The sequence below is a fragment of the Tenacibaculum amylolyticum genome (assembly GCF_964511145.1).
In the GTDB taxonomy this organism is placed as follows: Bacteria; Bacteroidota; Bacteroidia; order Flavobacteriales; family Flavobacteriaceae; genus Polaribacter; species Polaribacter amylolyticum.
This window is the reverse complement of record NZ_CAZEFZ010000042.1, coordinates 13,694-33,515: the sequence shown is the minus strand read 5'-3', so window position 1 is coordinate 33,515 and position 19,822 is coordinate 13,694. Positions and strand designations below refer to the sequence as shown.

General features: G+C 29.3%; 23 protein-coding genes. 22 read left to right on the top strand and 1 reads right to left on the bottom strand.

From position 1 onward, the window contains the following. Positions 1-433 precede the first annotated feature (433 nt). The 20 genes from ACKTTC_RS12760 to ACKTTC_RS12665 all read left to right on the top strand — a co-directional run bounded on the left by ACKTTC_RS12760 (position 434) and on the right by ACKTTC_RS12665 (position 17,207). A complete protein-coding gene (locus ACKTTC_RS12760) occupies positions 434-928 on the top strand; it encodes a hypothetical protein (RefSeq protein ID WP_408040224.1) in 495 nt (164 codons plus the stop codon). A 188-nt stretch (positions 929-1,116) separates the two neighbouring features. Beyond that, entirely contained in the window at positions 1,117-1,884 is a 768-nt protein-coding gene (locus ACKTTC_RS12755; RefSeq protein ID WP_408040223.1) for a DUF2711 family protein, read from the top strand. Between the two features lie 440 nt (positions 1,885-2,324). After that, complete coding sequence (locus ACKTTC_RS12750) at positions 2,325-2,531, top strand: hypothetical protein (RefSeq protein WP_408040222.1); 207 nt, start codon at positions 2,325-2,327, stop codon at positions 2,529-2,531. A gap of 295 nt (positions 2,532-2,826) precedes the next feature. After that, positions 2,827-3,468, top strand: coding sequence for a hypothetical protein (locus ACKTTC_RS12745; RefSeq protein WP_408040221.1), 642 nt, complete (start codon positions 2,827-2,829; stop codon positions 3,466-3,468). A gap of 410 nt (positions 3,469-3,878) precedes the next feature. Beyond that, complete coding sequence (locus ACKTTC_RS12740) at positions 3,879-4,094, top strand: hypothetical protein (protein ID WP_408040220.1); 216 nt, start codon at positions 3,879-3,881, stop codon at positions 4,092-4,094. 77 nt (positions 4,095-4,171) lie between these two features. Beyond that, complete coding sequence (locus tag ACKTTC_RS12735) at positions 4,172-4,960, top strand: PhzF family phenazine biosynthesis protein (protein WP_408040219.1); 789 nt, start codon at positions 4,172-4,174, stop codon at positions 4,958-4,960. A gap of 181 nt (positions 4,961-5,141) precedes the next feature. Further along, positions 5,142-5,732, top strand: a complete 591-nt coding sequence (locus ACKTTC_RS12730; RefSeq protein ID WP_408040218.1) for a DUF6624 domain-containing protein — start codon at positions 5,142-5,144, stop codon at positions 5,730-5,732. 153 nt (positions 5,733-5,885) lie between these two features. Then, positions 5,886-6,392: a hypothetical protein gene (locus ACKTTC_RS12725; protein ID WP_408040217.1), complete on the top strand. Its 507-nt coding sequence runs from the start codon at positions 5,886-5,888 to the stop codon at positions 6,390-6,392. A 93-nt stretch (positions 6,393-6,485) separates the two neighbouring features. Then, entirely contained in the window at positions 6,486-6,896 is a 411-nt protein-coding gene (locus ACKTTC_RS12720; RefSeq protein WP_408040216.1) for a hypothetical protein, read from the top strand. Between the two features lie 122 nt (positions 6,897-7,018). Continuing rightward, positions 7,019-7,753, top strand: a complete 735-nt coding sequence (locus tag ACKTTC_RS12715) for an NAD-dependent epimerase/dehydratase family protein (RefSeq protein ID WP_408040215.1) — start codon at positions 7,019-7,021, stop codon at positions 7,751-7,753. Positions 7,754-8,174: 421 nt separating this feature from the next. Further along, positions 8,175-9,239 (top strand): ribosome small subunit-dependent GTPase A, encoded by a 1,065-nt coding sequence (rsgA, locus tag ACKTTC_RS12710; protein WP_408040214.1) that lies wholly within the window; start codon positions 8,175-8,177, stop codon positions 9,237-9,239. 35 nt (positions 9,240-9,274) lie between these two features. After that, positions 9,275-9,799: a GNAT family N-acetyltransferase gene (locus ACKTTC_RS12705; protein ID WP_408040213.1), complete on the top strand. Its 525-nt coding sequence runs from the start codon at positions 9,275-9,277 to the stop codon at positions 9,797-9,799. A 216-nt stretch (positions 9,800-10,015) separates the two neighbouring features. Then, a complete protein-coding gene (locus ACKTTC_RS12700) occupies positions 10,016-11,368 on the top strand; it encodes an NAD(P)/FAD-dependent oxidoreductase (protein ID WP_408040212.1) in 1,353 nt (450 codons plus the stop codon). A 70-nt stretch (positions 11,369-11,438) separates the two neighbouring features. After that, on the top strand, positions 11,439-11,597 hold the full coding sequence (locus ACKTTC_RS12695; protein ID WP_408040211.1) for a hypothetical protein: 159 nt from the start codon (positions 11,439-11,441) through the stop codon (positions 11,595-11,597). Continuing rightward, a complete protein-coding gene (locus ACKTTC_RS12690) occupies positions 11,585-12,766 on the top strand; it encodes an MFS transporter (RefSeq protein ID WP_408040210.1) in 1,182 nt (393 codons plus the stop codon). The genes ACKTTC_RS12695 and ACKTTC_RS12690 overlap by 13 nt, the downstream gene beginning before the upstream one ends. Then, positions 12,738-13,280, top strand: a complete 543-nt coding sequence (locus ACKTTC_RS12685; protein WP_408040209.1) for a sigma-70 family RNA polymerase sigma factor — start codon at positions 12,738-12,740, stop codon at positions 13,278-13,280. Before ACKTTC_RS12690 ends, ACKTTC_RS12685 begins: the two co-directional genes overlap by 29 nt. Before the next feature lie 26 nt (positions 13,281-13,306). Continuing rightward, positions 13,307-14,482 carry a MalY/PatB family protein gene (locus tag ACKTTC_RS12680; protein WP_408040208.1) on the top strand — a complete coding sequence of 392 codons (1,176 nt, stop codon included), beginning with the start codon at positions 13,307-13,309 and terminating at the stop codon, positions 14,480-14,482. Beyond that, positions 14,469-15,518: an ArsO family NAD(P)H-dependent flavin-containing monooxygenase gene (locus ACKTTC_RS12675; RefSeq protein WP_408040207.1), complete on the top strand. Its 1,050-nt coding sequence runs from the start codon at positions 14,469-14,471 to the stop codon at positions 15,516-15,518. The genes ACKTTC_RS12680 and ACKTTC_RS12675 overlap by 14 nt, the downstream gene beginning before the upstream one ends. 68 nt (positions 15,519-15,586) lie before the next feature. Further along, positions 15,587-16,114: a hypothetical protein gene (locus ACKTTC_RS12670; RefSeq protein ID WP_408040206.1), complete on the top strand. Its 528-nt coding sequence runs from the start codon at positions 15,587-15,589 to the stop codon at positions 16,112-16,114. Positions 16,115-16,193: 79 nt separating this feature from the next. After that, complete coding sequence (locus ACKTTC_RS12665) at positions 16,194-17,207, top strand: hypothetical protein (protein WP_408040205.1); 1,014 nt, start codon at positions 16,194-16,196, stop codon at positions 17,205-17,207. A 16-nt stretch (positions 17,208-17,223) separates the two neighbouring features. Here ACKTTC_RS12665 and ACKTTC_RS12660 read toward each other — a convergent pair whose 3' ends face one another. Then, positions 17,224-18,021: an alpha/beta hydrolase gene (locus ACKTTC_RS12660; RefSeq protein WP_408040204.1), complete on the bottom strand. Its 798-nt coding sequence runs from the start codon at positions 18,019-18,021 to the stop codon at positions 17,224-17,226. Between the two features lie 248 nt (positions 18,022-18,269). Here ACKTTC_RS12660 and ACKTTC_RS12655 point away from each other — a divergent pair, with 248 nt between their 5' ends. Together ACKTTC_RS12655 and ACKTTC_RS12650 are read left to right on the top strand one after the other, a co-directional pair. Continuing rightward, positions 18,270-18,842 (top strand): TVP38/TMEM64 family protein, encoded by a 573-nt coding sequence (locus ACKTTC_RS12655; protein ID WP_408040203.1) that lies wholly within the window; start codon positions 18,270-18,272, stop codon positions 18,840-18,842. An 8-nt stretch (positions 18,843-18,850) separates the two neighbouring features. After that, positions 18,851-19,402 (top strand): class I SAM-dependent methyltransferase, encoded by a 552-nt coding sequence (locus tag ACKTTC_RS12650; RefSeq protein ID WP_408040202.1) that lies wholly within the window; start codon positions 18,851-18,853, stop codon positions 19,400-19,402. Positions 19,403-19,822 lie beyond the last annotated feature (420 nt).

Here is a 19,822-nt window from a genome sequence, read left to right as displayed (position 1 = left end):
TAGCCCGGTCATCGCGCCTGCTTTGGGAGCAGGAGGTCGCAGGTTCGAATCCTGCCACCCCGACTGAATAAAAAGCTGAGTAGTTTTACTTCTCAGCTTTTTTCTTTTTTCATAAGAACTTCAGATTCTTAATCATTTCTGAAAGTTTTTATTTGCTTCTTCTATAAACATTTAGACATTGTTTTACCATACGAAAATGGAACTGACATTATATATATACCAAAGAACGATTAGGCCGTAATAGCACGAAAATCTTCGTGATTTAATAATTAACTTACAAAAAATTCTTTTGAAGATTTCAATATTTAACTTTTACATTTGTTGTACAACAGCAATTAAATATGTTGATTTTAATCTAAACTGGGGGTATAACGACGTATTTTGTGCTTATATAAACAAGTTAACACAAATTAGTAACTAAATAACCATTTAAATGAAAAAAATTGGAATTATACTCTCATTAATTATAATTACTTTTTTATTGAATTCTTGTGGAGCAATTACAAAAGCTACTGCAAATAGTAAACTAACTGAGGAAAAAGGAGCAATTCCTCCGGATTTTGGAAAAGACGACGGAATTTTAATATTCATAACTCATCATAGAAGTTATAATAAATACCTAAAAAAGAATGTTAAGAAAATTTACAAGGGAAAATATGAGTTTGTAACGGAGAGTGAATTTCTGGAAAAAGAAAAATATAAAAATGTTGATAATTATAGATTTATTTTTGACTATAATTATCAATCAGCTGGATATAATTATGCTAAACAACGAGATTATTTATATAGTGTTAAAAAGTTTTCTATACTAGATAGAAAAACAGAAAAATTATATAAAAGTCCAATGACTTCCAGTTTTTGGAGTAAACTTCAAAAAGTTTATCTTAAAAAATTAAACGAGAAAATTACAAAGGAGCAAGGTTCCTAAAACTTGTGTTAACATTATATATGAAATCAGAGCAAAGTGTAGTGCTAAATCGAAAGGTCATTTCCTTTTTGCAAAGGCGCTAGATTTTTATAAATTAAATAAGAAATAAAATGCACAGATAAGTCAATTGGTTCAGGTGTATTTGCCTTGCTCCGATTCATATATTAAACGTTACCACACATTAAATAATGAGTATATTCACAGAAAATAAAATATATCCAGATGAAGAAATTTCATTAAAAGAACACTTCTTTGAATTTTATGATTCAGTCTATGTTGCGTTCTTACCATTTTTCCTAATAAAAAATGAAACTAAATCGAAATCTTTTAAAGCATTTCAACAGATAACTGTAGAGCAAGCAAAAACAGAAATAAAAGAATTAGAACCGCTTAAACTTGAAAACGTAAAAATTTTCGCTTCAAATAAAGATTATCCGAAAGAAAAAGAAATTTATGAAAAGGGAGTCCTAATCAAATGGAAAGAGATTATTTCCAATACAGAACTATCTGATAACATAGAACTGAACAGAGCCTTAAAAACATCTATTGGAGCTTACCAAAAGAAACTTGAACGTCAAGATCTACTAAAAATCCTAAATGATTATACCGATTTAGAAAAAATTTGGCATCCATCAGAAGGCGGATTTGACTTATTCACCAAAAAAGAGATTTATCAGACTTTTAAAAACTTCAATAAAGATTCGATCATAATAGTTGACGAATTCTTTGAAAACACAGTTGAACTCGATTTGGCAAAACTTTCTGAATATGAATTTATTGATAAAATAGATTATAAAGACTATTATATTTACTCATCTGACCGAGAAATTCTATTCACAATCGAATGGGATAGTTTTTTCTATCTAATAGCTGTTAATGAAAACAAAATAGAATACATTGAAAATCATTTTGAAGGGTTTATTGCAGATGAAAAAACCACCCATTTGTGGGATTGAGAAAAGAAAAAATAAATAATATTTTTGAATTCAAATACAACAGCCAAAGAAAACCTTGATAGAAAAGAATTATGGAGTAAAAACGCATAGTAACAAGGTACATAATTAATTGCAGCTGAATTTCCTCACCCAAAATTCAATCTTATTAATTATTTGTCCGCAAACATCGAAAAAGAGCTCACGTATCTTTCGCCCAAAAAAACATATATAAACACGTTCCCTACAATAATAAAACACTACAATTTATTAATAATTGTAATCCCGAGCTTTATAAAACCTCCATAAGAAAACGACTAAAGTTTTGAGCTTAACACAATCAATGATAAATTCTTAATGTTTTTTTAGTACTAGTAATTATGGATACTATATTCAAAATAAAATAAGTATATTTACGAGGAATGCTTTTAAAAAAAGCATAATTAACCTTTTAAATTATTATAATGAAAAAAAACATTCTAAACTTAGGTAAATTTCTTACGAAAAGTCAGCAAAAAGAAGTTAATGGAGGTCAACTTCCAATAATAGGAAAGGCTTGTACATCAAATGCAGATTGTTCTGCTTTTGGAGGTACTTTTGGATGGCCAGATGTTTATTGTAAAAAATCGAATTGGTATAGTCAAGGAACATGTCAACTAACCTATTTTTAGAATACATCTTTTGTGAAAAATATTTTTTAATAGAAAACCTCGCTAAAAGCGAGGTTTTCTATTAATTTTTTCCTGCTTCGCAAAAATCTCCTCTAGTTACCACTAGTTTTCAAAACTAACTACATCTATGAACAAGAAAATAAAAGGAAATAAAGCTGTATTATCATTGCTTTATACTTAACCATGTTTAACCTTGTCTATAGCTACGTTAACGAAAAGTCTTCGGAGTTATTAAAACGCTTTAAATGATATACCTATTGTTCGCTCCAGACTCCTTTTGAGTAATACATAATTCATGAACTTAAAAGATATGAGCGAATGTTTGTTATTATGTTTAGCCATACGTTATACACAATTTATGAAATTTGAGAAAATCATAACAATTTTATTTCTCATTTTGGCATTTAGTTGTCAAAACGGAAAGAAAAAATCAGAAACTAAAACTGATTCAAGAACTGAACTTGAAAATTCAAAAACTATATCGAATCCTGAAAATAATGAGAATATTAAAAAACAATCTGAAAGTATAACTTTTCGTAACATTACGAAGTTAGAAAAATACAAAGGTTTTGAAAAAGTAAGTGGAGAGGTTCTTTCAAGGTCGGACAAAGCTTTAGTATATATACAAAAAGACAGTTTAAAAGTTTTGATTTTAGAAAGAATAATCAAAAACTCATCACCAAAACCTAACTACTCAATATTAGATGAAGTTATTTTTATTAGCAAAACTCCTAAAAACCATATTGCTTTAACTTCGTGTGAATTAATTGAGAAATCTGAAAATGAAATTATCTTTAGCCTTGTAGAAGATGAAAATGTTGAATACTTTAAAAAAGTACTAAAATCTTGGGTTATTGATTTAGAAAAAGAGGTTTTTAGAGAAATCGAATCAAAAAAAGTTAAATGCTATAACATACATTATGGCTACGACGGATAAAAACTGTTTACAACAAGGTCTATAATTAATCACTAATTTGGCTTATATATAAAAGATTTAACCTATTTTATTCTGCGATTTATTAGCTAAATTTAGTATCTAAACCACGTAATTAAACTTATACACGAAACCGTTGACAACATATTTTGAAAAACCTATTAACCTTCATATTAATATTTATTTTTTGTTTCGGATGCTCTAAAAGAAACAATGAATGGAAATCTGAAATTAATACAACTATACTCTTCGGTTCTGAATCAAAAGATGAAAAATTCAATTTGACTATCAACAAAACATATAATTCTCTGAACTATAAATATGTTAATCAAATCGACCTGTCAAAAACTATTTTGGTTAGAAAAATTATACAATCCGACTCTCTTAAATTAGGCTCTGATAAGTTTTTAAAAATGGACAAAGAATCATTTAAGAACGAAAAACTAAATGGTCTTGAATTTGAGTTTTACGAATTAGCAAATCCTGTTTCGGATGGAACTGGACCTATATTATTTAATTCAGACTATGGTCTACTTGCAATAAATAATGTTTATGGGCCAACATTGATTTTTTTAGACAAAAAACACAACAAATTGACAGAACAAATATTAACTAAACTAAATGAATAAAACAACTAATTTTCTTTCGGCAACATCGGAAAATCATACACAAATACGTTGGTAGTAACTTTAAACAGCCCCATAAAATGAAGCTAGACTTATATCAAATAGATGCATTTACAGACAAGATTTTTGGTGGAAACCCAGCCTGCGTTGTCCCGCTAAAAGATTGGTTATCTAATGATATACTTTTGAATATCACAAAGGAAAATGCTGTTGCTGAAACCGCTTTTTTTGTTGACAAAGGCGACAAAATACACTTACGTTGGTTTACACCTGAAATAGAAATGGATTTATGCGGACATGCAACACTTGCAACAGCACATTGCCTTAAATCAATTCTAAACTATTCTAAAGAAGAAATTGTATTCGAAACATTGAGCGGAAATTTGACTGTTTTTACAAAAAATGATTCTTACTTTTTAGATTTTCCTTCACGTATACCAAAAACTACAGAACTTCCTGAAATAATCAAAGAATCTTTAAATATACAGCCCAAAGAAGTCTATAAATCTAGAGATTATCTATTGGTATATGATACTGAACAAGACATAAAGAACATCAAAATCAACAGGCAAATATTTGACCAAATAAATCTTGATCCAGGAGGGGTAATCGTTACAGCAAAAGGTGACAATAGCGATTTTGTTTCAAGATTCTTTACGCCACAAGCATCAATTTTAGAAGACCCAGTAACTGGTTCTGCACATTGCTCGTTAATTCCATTCTGGTCACAAAGGCTTGAAAAAAAAGAACTGGATGCAATACAAATCTCTGATAGAGTTGGACTTTTAAAATGTGAGAATAAAAACGATAGAGTAATCATAGGCGGAAAAGCAAAAACATATTCAATTGGAAACCTATGGATAGAATAAAACTACACACAACAATCTATAACCCTAATTACGGCTGATTCGACTATGCTTCAGCTTCCCTTAACATAAACTGAATCCACTTGAAATTGCTGGCATCTGTTTTTTAATTCAAAAGTAATTGTATATTTAAACCGTAAAATCGGCTATACAAAAACGCTATATATAATATAAACTAAAAAAAATGAAAAAGAAAAAAATATTCTTCAGTATATTAACCACTATTGTTTTAATAATATCAATATTCCTTTATATCAATAGAGATAAATTCGCCTATGTAGGTTCAGTAGATATCATTGAAGTTGATTGTAGTAACAAACATCAAATCTTGAGCGAAGTTTATGAAAGTGACCAAAGGATTAGAAAATCAAATGAACTCCTTAAATATGCCAAAGAAGATCATAGGAATCAAGAATTAGTGATTAGTATTATTGAAAAGTGTGGTATGCCAACATTAAAAGAGGTTGGTCAAAAACATATGAATGCAATCTGGTTAGGACTTCAACATAGCAATAAAAAAATTAGGAAAAAATATTTTCAGCAAATAGAGAAAGCGGTAGAAAATGGAGACTTATCTAAACAACAATATGCTTTGATGAAAGATAGGATTTTAATGGATGAAGGTAAACCTCAAATATATGGTTCACAGATAAAAAATGGTAAACTGTATAAATTAGAAAACCCTGAAACAGTTAACGAAAGAAGAAAGGAAATGGGAATGGGAACAATAGAGGATTATTTAAAGTATTTCAATATTCAATTTAATCCGAATTAAAAACACTATACATAACATCGTGTAAAATTAATTCAAGCTGAATTTCCTCACCAGAAATTCAACCTCATTAATTATCTTTCGGCAACAATGAAAAAGAATTCTTATTCTTTCTCACAAAAAATCATACAGAAATACGTTGACATTAATTTAAGAATGAAAGAAACATTTTTTAGAATTTCAGACAAAAATAGTTATGGCAGAAGCTCTATTCAAGTTGATCCAATAAAAGAAATAGATAGCTTGACAATGTTGAATGAAGATACAATTCTTCTAAAAGAAAACTCTTTTAAAGTTAATAAAGGCACTAAATGGCTCGACGTAATTCCTTATGAAAGTAGCATGAACTTTTTAATCTCTAAAAGATTAAAAACAGCACTTGTGAATGAAAACGTTAGCGGAGTTGTTTTCTTTCCTACAACAATAATTAATCATCCCGAAAAAGAATATTATGGTCTGATCATAAATTCACTTGCTGGACCAATTTTGAATTTAGAAAAACTAAATAATTATGAGGATGAGCATATAGATTTTGACTTTTCTACTTGGAAGAAAACGGACTTTTTCACTCTAACTGACACTTTGATATTTGGGATAACGGAAAGAATCAAATCTTTATTAGAAAAAGGAAAATACTCAAATATTGAAATCGAGAGGTTATAATAACTAATATAGTCTATGATTATTGCTAATAGTAGCTAAATTCGCTCAACGAAATCATACGCAAACACGTTATAAACAATTTTGGTTAACTAAATGAAAAAGAAAGAAATCAATAAAATACTGAAAACTGAATCTGCTATTATTCTATTACAAAAAGAATCTGAACACTCTCTTTTTGAGGTATTTTTTAGTCATTTAATTTCTATTTTTTCTGCTTTATATTTCCTGACAAGAAAAAAACTTGACTCTTTAATTCTAACCGAAAAAAGATTTTTATTAATTATAAGAAACAAAATTCTAATTGAAAAAAAATTAAACGGTAATGAATTAATTATATACAATAGCATGAAATCAACACTTGAAATAACAACTCTTGGTGAAAAAACTATAATTGAACTGAATAAATTACGTGTGAGTTATGAAGAAGGAAAGTTAATTAAACAAAAGTTGAATGAATTTGAAACTAAGTTTAATCAAAAAAACAGTTTACCACAATATATATAATTAATTGTGTCCTAATTTGATCACCAGAAATTCAATCTTATTAATTATCTTTCGACAACAATGAAAAAGAACTCTCGTTCTTTCTTCCAAAAAATCACACATAAACACCTTTAGATAATCATATGAAAAGAAAAATATTAATAACAGGAGGTTTTGGTAAAATCGCTCAATATTTCGTGAAAAATTTTTGGCACAAATATGAAATTACCATTGCTGATATTGTTATTAAAGATTTTAGTTATCCTGAAAGTGTTAAAGTTGTAAAAGCAGATTTGACAGATTTAGAGGTATGTAAAAATTTATGCATTGGAATTGATACAATTATACATTTAGCTGGAATTGCTAACCCTGACTCTAGTTTTGATAAAGTGCTAAGTGCGAACATTATTGCTTCAAAAAACATTTTTGAAGCTGCCGCTCAGGCAAATTGCAAAAGATTAATTTATGCTAGCAGTGCCCAAACTATTGAAGGCTATTCAGAAGATATTCAGATAAACAAAAATATGCCTGTGAGACCAAAGAATTTTTACGGAGTTTCAAAATGCTTTGGCGAAGCATTGGGAGCATATTACGCTTTTCAAGAAAATATCTCAGTAATATGTCTAAGAATTGGAGCATATGAATTCCCAAGTGACTTTTCAGAAATGAACGCCAGAGATCTAAGTGCATTTCTTCATCCCGATGATTGTAACCAATTATTAGATAAATGTATTGAAACAAAAGATTTGAAATACGAAATACTAAATGCAATATCAAATAACCGATATAAAAGATTAGATATTACAGAAACGATTGAAAAAGTCGGCTATACCCCAAAAGCAAATGCGTTTGATTTATTTAAATTAAAAGTAGAATAGCTTCCCATAGCAATGTATATAATTAATTGTGACCTAATTTCATCATCAGAAATTCAATCTAATTAATTATCTTTCCGAAACTATGGAAAAGAATTCTCGTTCTTTCCCTTAAAAAACCATACATAAAAACTTCGCACTAAATACACAACACACTACTTTATTTGAATTTTATAAGAGAAATTCGTAATCTTGCATTCTAAATTACATTTTATGTCTATTACATCTGTAATATCATATTCGGATATTGTAAAATAGATAGTCAATTTACTTCGACTATCACTATTCCTCACTTCAGATTAAAAATCTGAAGCACATTCACTTATATACATTTTACAAATAAAATCATTAATTGTAAACGCTTTTGTATTTACATTAATTTATAAATACTCTGGTGTTTACAACATTTTAAAACACACAGAATATGAAATTAGAATATTTCGGATATAACGACACAATAGAACAACTAAGAATTCAACATAATCTAGTAGACTTTGAAATTGGGAGAATTATTTCAGAGCATAAAGAAAGATATATTGTTAAAACTGAAAAAGGAGAATTTAGCGCAGAAATTACAGGAAATTTAAGATATACTGCAAATACTCGTGAAGATTTTCCTGCAGTAGGAGATTGGGTTGCAATTTCTGAATACGGTGACAGTAAAGTTCTCATACACTCTATTCTTCCTAGAAAAACCATCATTAAAAGACAAGCGATCGGTAAACAGGGAGAAAAACAAATTATAGCTACAAATATTGACTTTAGCTTTATAGTGCAAGCAGTTAACAGGGATTTTAACATCAATCGAATAGAAAGATACCTTACAATTTGCAATAACTCCAATGTAAAGCCGATTATCATTCTCAATAAAATTGATTTGATAAATAATGCTTTTTTAACTGATTTAGTATCCAAAGTTCGACAAAGAGTGAAACAAGTACCTATAATTGCTATAAGTAATAAATCTCAAAAAGGGATTGATAAAGTACAAGCGCATATAGTAAAAGGTAAAACTTACTGTTTATTAGGCTCTTCAGGAGTAGGAAAATCAAGTCTTCTAAATAGCCTTTCAAAAAAACAGCTTATGAAAACAAATACAATTAGCACAAGTACGAATAAAGGACGACATGTTACAAGCCACCGAGAATTAATAGTTCTTGAAAATGGTGGGATTATAATTGACAATCCCGGAATAAGAGAAGTAGGTATCACAGATTCAGCTGGAGGATTGGAAAAAACATTTGAAAAAATAATTGAGCTTTCCGAAAACTGTAAGTTTAAAGATTGTACCCATACCATAGAAATTGGTTGCGCTGTAATCGCAGCTGTTGAAAGTAAAATAGTAGATAACCTATTCTATAAAAATTACCTAAAAATGAAAAGAGAAGAAGAACATTTTGAATCTACTGTGGCTGAAAAACGCAAAAAAGACAAAAATTTTGGTAAAATGGTCAAGCATTTTAAAAACTTAAAAAAATCAAATAAGTAATAAGCACAACAACGTATATATAAAACAAACTCAAAATGACAATTAGAGAAGAAAATAAAAACGATCACAAAGAAGTTTTTAATGTTATTGAAAAAGCATTTAAAAATGAAGAATTTACCGACCATAAAGAGCAGTTTTTAGTAGAAAGATTAAGAAAGTCAGATGCATTTATCCCTGAATTATCATTAGTTGCCGAAATTGACGGGGAAATTGTTGGACATATTTTGGTCACAAAACTAAGAATTAAGAATAAAGCAAATGAATTTGACTCTTTAGCTCTTGCACCTGTTTCTGTAATTCCCAAGTTTCAAGGAAAAGGAATTGGCGGAAAACTAATACTCGAGTCGCATAAAATTGCTAAAGAAATAGGATACAAATCAATTATTCTTTTAGGGCACGAAAAATATTACCCAAAATTTGGCTACAAGCAAGCTGATAAATTTGGAATAGAATTACCTTTTGATGTACCGAAAGAGAATTGTATGACCATTGAATTAATTGAGAATGGATTGAATGGTGTAAGTGGAATGGTTGAATATCCAAAAGAATTTAACGAATAAAAAACAACACAAAAAACATACATGGTTAATAGCGGTTTAAATGCAAATTTAAATCGCTTTTCTTTTTAATTTATTTTGGATTTTGCAACATAAAAAGTAGCTAAAGCCATTTACAACTGATTAATCTATCACTGCTATTTTTGTTTTTTAAAACTACATTTTTTGCATCATTTTTTTAAGATCACGTCCTAACAGGTGAAATTAAATTTAAAAGCGATGCACAACAATAATTTACCCATAGTAATTATAGGAGGAGGACCAGTAGGTTTGGCTGCAGCAGCTCATCTTACAAAGCAAAAACTTCCATTTATCTTATTTGAATCAGGAAATTCAGTAGGTAACAACTTACTTTCTTGGAGTCATGTACGTGTATTTTCTCCTTGGAAATACAATATAGATACTATAGCAAAAGAGCTTTTATTAAAAACAGATTGGAGCGCTCCTAATGAAGATGCATTACCAACAGGAAAAGAATTAGTTGAAAACTATCTTAAACCTTTAGCTGAAACTCCACAAATACAACCACACCTTCACTTAAATACCAAAGTACTTTCGATAAGTCGAAAAGGGTTTGATAAAATGAAAACTTGGGGACGTGAAGAAAAACCTTTCTCAATAAAAGTTGAAGAAAATGGTAATATTAGTTATTACGAAGCCAAAGCTGTTATAGATGCTACCGGAACATGGAATCAACCCAATCCGATAGGCTCTGGAGGCGTTTTTGCTGAAGGTGAACAAAAATTAAAAGATCATATATTTTATGGTATTCCTAATGTTAAAGCAACTCTTTTAAATCGTTACAAAAACAAAAACATAGTAGTTGTTGGCGGTGGACATTCAGCCATAAATGTATTGTTAGATTTAGCTGAAATTCAAAAAGAGTATCCACGTACAAAACTTAATTGGATTCTTCGAAAAGATAATATGGAAAAAGTGTACGGTGGTAAGAAAGACGATGCTTTAGAAGCTCGCGGAGCTTTAGGTATTCGTATTGAACAATTAGTTAATAGTGGCAAATTAAATGTCTACACTCCTTTTCATATTTTAAAACTATTAAAAAAAGAAAACGGAATTCAAATTATAGGAGAGTTAAATAACAATATTGAAAGTATTGACAATATAGATGAAATCATTAGCAACACTGGTTCGCGACCAAACTTAGATATGATTAGAGAAGTTCGTGTAGATTTAGATGCTTCTTTAGAATCTGTATTTGATTTAGCCGAGCTTATCGATCCTAATATTCATAGCTGCGGAACTGTAAGACCTCATGGAGAAAAAGAATTACGTCATCCAGAAAAAGACTTTTATATCGTTGGGTCTAAAAGTTACGGAAGAGCTCCAACATTTTTAATGGCCACAGGTTACGAACAAGTTCGTTCAATAGTTGCTTATATGGCTGGAGATTTTGAAGCTGCCAAACGAGTTGAATTAAACCTTCCACAAACTGGAGTTTGTAGTTCTAATCTGAACCTTGGAGATACAGCTAACTGTTGTGGATCTGAAGAGAAAAGTTCTATTACTAACACCCTAAAAGCTACCATACCCCAAAGCGGATGTTGCGGATAAAATTATAAGATGCATCATTTCTTTTAATGTACGTCTTAAATAACAACAGTAATAAATTAACAATAGAAAAATGAAAACACGTAAAATATATATCGAAAAAAATCAAACACAAACAATTAGTGGAGGATGTTGTGGATCTATTCCAACGGAAACCCAACCAACCTCTTCTTTCACTTCTACTCTACAAACAGAAAAACAATCTCAGAAAAGAAATGGATGTTGTGGGTAACTAGTACAAATAAAAAATTAACTCCAATAAAAAGCGCCTCTTTTAGAGGTGCTTTAGTTTCGTCTGGCGTAATGGCTTTTGCAGGAATGGGAGATGCTCTACTCTACCCTGTGTTACCCGTTTATGGTCAAGATTTAGGGTTTTCTGTCTTAGTAATTGGATTATTACTTTCAGTAAATAGATTTGTCCGAATACTTGCAAATACTCCAATTGCTAATACTGTCAATCAATTTGGAATGAAAAAAGTATTAATTACAACTGCCATTTTAGCAACAATAACAACTTTTTTTTATGGTTTAGAATTAGGTCTTATTAGTTTTTTAATTGCAAGAATATTATGGGGATTAAGTTATTCTGGATTAAAGATTGCTACATTAAATTACGCAGCATTAACTAAAAAAAACTCCGGAATGGCATTTGGCTTTTCACAAAGCATTAAAACATTAGGTTCATTTTTCGTTCTTTGGTTTGGTCCAATTGTAATAAGCTCTTACGGGTTTCAAATTGGATTTAGCATCATTGCAGCATTAAGTTCTATTAGTATTTTTTTAGCCTTATCTCTTCCTAAAACTTCTTCAGAATCTACTGAAGGTAAAATTGAAACTAGAAGAACATTTTATCCTAACACTATTAATATTTTAGTTTTTTTATTATCCATTACTGTAGATGGTATTTTAGTTGTAACACTTTCAAATTTATTAGCAAACGATTATACAACTCCTGATAAACTATTAGCTATAGTAGCATTTTATCTATTATTAAAACGTTTGTTTGTATTCTCACTGTCTTTTATAAGTAGTTTTTTAACTTTAAAAATCCCAACAATAAAGTTGTTTAATATAGCGCTAATTGCTACTACAACTGCTATTTTTTTAATTTCGTTTAACTTTGTTATTACAGGCATTGTTATTGCTTTTTTATTCAATCCTATAATTATTACGTATTCACCTTTAGTAGCTATTAAAATACAATCTAAAAAGACGAATACACTTCAGGCAATTTCAAGCATTAGCACCTGGTGGGATTTAGGAGCGGCGCTTGGTGCCTTCTCAGGTATATTTTTAATTGAAACTATTGGACATCAAATGCTATTTTTACTATTAGCTACGTTCATTACAATAACATTAATTACATATTTTTATGGAGATTCAAATTACTCAATTATATAATCCTTTACTGAGTTACGTTAAAAACCGTGTTCGAAATCAAGAAGACGCAGAAGATTTAACTCAAGATGTATTTTTAAAATTATCTAAATCGAATACTAAAGGAATTGATAATATTAAAAGTTGGGTGTATACCATTGCTAAGAATACTATTACTGATTACTATAGAAAAAAACATTTACAAACAAATGCTATAGAAAACGATACTTTCTTACAAGAAGATTCAAATGAAAATGTAAGTATTGAGTTGAGTAAATGTGTCAATTCTTTTATAGATCAACTTCCAGAAGAATACAAAGAGTTAATGATATTATCAGAAATAAAAGAGATACCTCAAAAAGAAATTGCTCAGCAGCTCAACATTAATTACGTAACTGTACGATCAAAAATTCAACGTGGACGTAAAAAATTAAGGCAATTATTTGAAGGTTGCTGCACTGTATTACAAGGAGGAAAAGGAAGTATAATAGATTTTAAACACAAAACAGATTGTAATAATACATCTTCTTGTTCCTAATTCTTAACCTCTATAAACACAAAACAATGAACAAATTTGACATCATACATAATAATTACCAACATAAATTTGTAAAAGAAAATCCAAAAATGCTAAATCATTTATTTGGCACGACAGATGTAATGCCTTTATGGATTGCCGATATGGATTTTAAAATAGCTTCAGAAATTACTGAAGAACTACATCGCTTAGTAAACAGAGGCATATATGCATACGAATTTGATAGTAAATCTGTATTTAATAGTATAACTAGTTGGAATAAGAACCGACATAATTTAGAATTAAATTCTAGAGCATTTATTCAAGTTACAGGTGTTTTAACAGGTATTTCCCTATTAATTAGAGAACTTACTAAGGAAGAAGATGGAATACTTATACAAACACCAGTATACCATCAGTTTGAACAAATTATTAAAACAGCTAATAGAAAAGTAGTAAAAAACCCATTAAAAATAGTTAATGGTAATTATGAAATGGATTTTGAAGATTTAGAAGAAAAATTAAAAACTAAGTCTGTACAGATCATTATTCTCTGTAATCCTCATAATCCGGTAGGACGTGTTTGGAACAAACAAGAAATAAACCAATTAATACATTTAGCAGATAAACATGGTGTTACTATTATTAGTGACGAGATTCATTCTGATATTATTTACGGAACAACTCAATTTAACAGTATCGCTTCTTTCGATCAAACTAAACATATCACTGTTTTAGGATCACCAGCTAAAACTTTTGGTATGCAAAGCATTTCGAATGGATATTTATACATCCAAGATGAAACTATTTTTAAACAAATAAAGCATATTGCTGAAGCTATGTATCTTAATCATGGAAATGCATTTACGACATTTGCTACCATAGCAGCGTATACAAAAGGAGAAACATGGGTAAATGAATTAATAGCTTATTTAGAAGAAACATTAGATTGGATTACTCAATTCATGAAAAAAGATTTGCCTCAAATAAAATGGTTTTCACCTCAAGGAACCTATCAAATTTGGATGGATTTTAGCGAATTACAACTTACTAATGATCAACTAAATGAATTACTATTTAAAAAAGCCAAATTAGGTTTAACTCCTGGAGGCTGGTTTGGTAAAGAGTTTTTACAATTCATGAGAATGAATATTGCTTCACCAAAAGCAAAAATTCAACAAGCTTTTCAACAATTAAAAGAAGTGATTAATGAAAATTTATGATACGCTAATTATTGGCGGAGGCCAAGCAGGATTATCAGTTGCATATTTTCTAAGGCGACATAAATTAAATTATCTTATTATAGACGATCAAAATAATGCTGGAGGTTCTTGGTTACAAACTTGGGATAGTTTAAAGCTATTTTCTCCAACAGAATATAGTTCTTTATCGGGATGGATGATGCCAAAAAGCGAAAAAGAATATCCAACAAAAACGGAATTTATCAACTACTTAGAAGCTTATGAGAAACGTTATGCTTTTCCAATTCAACGAAGTACTAAAGTACATTCTGTAGTGAAAGAAGATGACCTCTTTAAAGTTGTAACCAACAAAGGTACTATATACAGTAAAACTTTAGTAAGTGCTACAGGTACAGCTAAACAACCTTTTACACCTAATTATCCAAATCAACATCTATTTACTGGACAACAACTACATTCTTCTGACTATAGAAATGCAAAAAACCTTAATGGGAAAAAAGTATTAATTATTGGAGGAGGAAATTCTGGAGCACAGATTTTAGCCGAAGTTTCAAAAATCGCACACACACAATGGATAACCTTGGAAGAACCTCATTTTTTACCAGATGATATTGATGGTCGCTATTTATTTAATGCAGCTAACCAACAATTTTTAGGAGATACGAATAATACTTCTTCAGAAATAAAAGCTTCGTTAAGCAATATTGTAATGGTAGAAAGCGTAAAAGAAGCAAGAACTAGAAATGTTTTACACGCCAAACGACCATTTAAAGCATTTTATGAAAATGGTATCATTTGGCAAGATAATACTAAAGATTCTTTCGACGTTGTTATTTGGTGTACAGGATTTAAAGCTAATCTAAACCACCTTCAATCATTAAATATTATTGAAAATCATCGTATACAAACAAAACACACACGTGCTGTACGTGAACCAAACTTATGGTTAGTAGGTTATGGAAATTGGACAGGTTTTGCTTCAGCAACAATTTATGGAGTTGGAAAAACAGCTAGACAAACGGTAAAAGAGATTTATGAAACATTAAAAACAACATAAAGTTGCATCATTTTTAAAACTTTTCGTCTTGTAGGTTAAAATCAATGTTTAATTATAATTTTTAACCAATGTCATTTAACTTTAAACCAACAGTATTTGCATTTTTCATCGTTTTTTTCTCAGTATATACTACAACTGTATTTGCTCAATCTTCTTGTTGCGGAGGAAGTAAAAAAGAAAAAGTAACTTGTACTACAGATGATAAAGAAACAAATAAAAAAGCATCATGTGACACAACTAAAGAAAACACCAAAGCAACATCTGGATGTTTACCTTCTAGCTGTCGTGGAGCAAAAACAAAATTTGGAGAAGCAAAGGTTATCTCTAACCTAAGAAAAAATTTAATAGCGATTAAAGCTAAAATGGAAGCGTCTAAATCTCCTCGTTTTGATGCTCGCTCATACGATATTCATGGTATTATAGGTAAAACGGATGATGAAAGCTTACAAATAATTGTTAGAGAAATAAAATTGATAGAAAAAGAATTTTCAAGTAAAACAAATTTTAAATTTTTAGCTTTTACACTACCTAAAAATAAGGCCAACCAAATAATATACTTAGAGAATCGATTAAATTCAATAAAAAAAAACCTATAACATAATTATACAATTATTCAACATGTAGTCGAATTATTTCACCTTTCGACTACATGATATATTTCATTTTTAATCGGTTATGATTTTCAGAAAAATAATTAGTCTTTCCATAGGAATAAGTGTTATTATTTTAATTGTAACTGGGATTTTATCCTATTTCCAAGACTACTCTTCTAGTATTGCTACTTTACATACTCTTTTCGGGATTCTATTTTCATTAGGTGTACTATTTCATTTTAAAAATAATTTCCGTTCTATAAAACTATACACCAAGGGGAAAACTGTAAGTCTTTTAGGCCTACTTAGCTTGTTACTTTTATTAGGAGGCGTTTATCAAATAACTCCGTTGAACCAATTAATGAATTTTAGTGCTAAACAAAAAGCTAGTACAAAAAAAGAACTAAATCAAACTACTTATCAACTAGTAGAGATGAATACAACAAAGGATATTAAACTAATTATTGATCTCCTACGTTCTGAACATTATTGGCATCCACAAATGGCTATTTGGATTGAGGATGAAAAAGGAAATTATATAGAAACCTTGTTTGTATCCAAAGCAACTGCAAAAGGTCTATTCTTCGGAGGGAGAAGTAAAAGTAATTTTAAAAATTTCGATAAAAACAAAAATATATTAGGTGAATACAGACGTGTTAATGCTTTACCCGTTTGGTCATATAAACGCAATGTAAAATATACAGATGGAATGTATGTACCTCCAAGTAACCAACCTTTACCAGATGCTATAACAGGCGCAACAATTACTGACAATTTTAAATTAAATACGTCAATTGAACCTCTTGAAAAGTTTGTGTTAAAAATTGAAATTAATGTTGCTTTCGATGATAATGAATATTATTCAGAATATGATTTCCCCGAAGATGCTATATTTCATAATGGAACCGGTCAATTAGGACAACCTTCAATAATTTTTAGCACAAACATAGATATGAATTATGGAAAAAATTATTACTTAATGGAACTCATAGGACATGGACATCATTCAGGGCAAAATGGAACTATTTATCCAGATCTATCAACCTTAACTACAGCAAAACAAATCGTAGAACGAATTGTTGTTGGAATTAAATAATTCGCACATCTTATTATCATTCTACGTTTAAAAATTTTAGTCCATGATACAAAGCTATTAGTGGAACCGATCGATGATGTTCATCTTTAAAATATTCTATTGCAAGATTTTGTTTTTCTTTCGATTTATTTTTTAACATCCTAAAGAAGTCATCATGCCTTTTTTTGTTCTTTTTATAGTTTGCCTCTCCTTGATTTGCCGTAGCGATATATAACTTTTTCTTAAACGATTTTGAAGAAACAGCTTCTACTCTATCTTCCATTACTTTTTCACTCCACCAGATACTTGGGTCTATAGAAATATAAAAATCAAAAATACTGTTCTCATCCATATATGCATTTAACGTTAACAATCCTCCTAAAGAATGACCAACCAAAGTTCTATCTGGTTCTGTTCTATATTTTTTATCTATAAAAGGAATTAATTCATGCTCTATGAATTTCAAGAATTTCTTACCTCCTCCCATATTATTAGGCCTTTTAATTTTTATTTTAGTTACTGTAAAATCTCTTCCTCTATCTACATTTTCTATAGCTATCAATATTGTTTTTGGCATTAAGTGGTTTCTATTTCTATCTGAACTCATAAAATCAACAACACCTATAGCCTCTTTAAAAAACACATCCCCATCTAATAAGATTAAAATTGGATATCTCTTATCTTTATTTGACGGATTATTATATCCTTCAGGAAGATGAATTAAGCAACTTCTTTCTTCGTTTAATACTTTCGAAAAAAGAGTTAGCTTATTATTATTTTGACTGAACAATGAATAAATTGCTAGAAGAAATAATATGGTTATTCTTTTTTTCATTTGTTTTATGATTGACTTGACAAAACTTTGTCTTATTTAGATGTATCTGTAAAAATATTCTTTTTTTCATTTTCAGAATATTTCTTCTTTAGATATACTACCTCCTAAATACAAAATACAATATCTATCAAACTTTTAAAAATATCGATAATCACACTATGTTGGTCTATTTTGTTTCTTAAAACTCAATTTTATATAGATTTTCGAACAGAATTAATCAAATCTTTAAAAATCAATAGTGATAAGCAATGATAGAAATAAGTAAAAAAATATTTTATTCGTTATGGATAGGAGTCATTTTAATAATGATTCTTCTATATCTTCAAAACCCTGAAATTATAACCCCTAACTATATTGTGGAATTCATTTCATCTTACAACAACGAAATAATGCTTGTTTACATTTTGATATCAATGGTAAGAGGCTTATTCTTAATACCAAGTACTCCATTTGTAATAGTTGGTGGGATTCTTTTTCCTGATAAACTATTACTAGTTTTATTTCTTTCAATGCTCGGAGTCATGTTTTCAGCAGTATTACTTTATTATTTTTCTGACATACTAAGCTTTAGCAACTACTTTGAAAAAACAAATTCAAAAATTACTAAAACATGGAAAGCACGATTACAAAGTAAAAAATCAACATATTATGTACTTGCATGGTCGTTCCTCCCTATAGTTCCAACTGATTTGATTTGCTATTTAGCCGGAATTGTTAAAATGCCATTTAAAAACATGCTATTTGGAGTATTCTTTGGAGAGCTCATCTTAGATATTTTCTATATCTATTTTGGCAATAGTCTTTTTTATTCATTCCTATAACACATTAAATGAGATCATTCTTTACTGAAGCTGTTAAAACAATTAAGACAAGTGGAACCATAAGACCAAGTTCAAAGTATTTAATTCAAAACTGCTTAGATGACTTAAACTTTAAAAATGCAAATCTTATTCTAGAGTTCGGGACCGGAAATGGCTGCATTACTGAGCAAATTCTAAACAAAATGAACGAAAATTCTATATTGATTTCATTTGAAACAAATAAAGTATTTTATGAATATTGTAAAGAGAAGTTCAAAAACACACCACAACTAATCATTTTGAACGAATCTGCTTTTCATTTTCCGAATAAAATTGCTAATTTTTCTTTATTAGAACCTGATTTAATTATCTCTAGCCTGCCATTACAGTTATTTGAAAAAACAGAAGTTTTAAGTTTTATTGTAAATATTCATAATTCATTGAGAAAAAATGGAACGTTTGTCCAATACCAATATTCTTTAGGAGTTTATAAAAAACTACAATATTATTTCAAAAAAGTAACTCTTAGATTAACATTACTAAATCTTCCTCCTGCATTTGTTTTTAAATGTTTGAAATAAATCTCCATAAAAAAATACCGCAAATTAGAAAGATTTCAAAACATCTCTACATACTAAAACCACCAAACGAAGTATACGCTTTATAACAATAAAACAGCTTTCTTAAAATCACGGTACAACCTAGGGTAGTCCCTTAGTTTATCAGGGTTAACCCTGAGTAGATATTCAGGGTGTTTTTTATAGTATCTTTTATTAAAAAACACTACGTTTGCAGCAAAATACCCCCTAAATATGGCACATTCCCCTAAGCAATCTGCTTTAACCTGTATAACATATAGTTATAAATTGTTTAATTAATTGACCCCAAAAGTTCTATATCCAGGGGGCTTTTTTCCCTATAAAAATCAAATAATATAAAAACAACCGTGGTTGCATCCTTGCTATGGAAGTTACATACAATAACTTCATTACAAACAATTT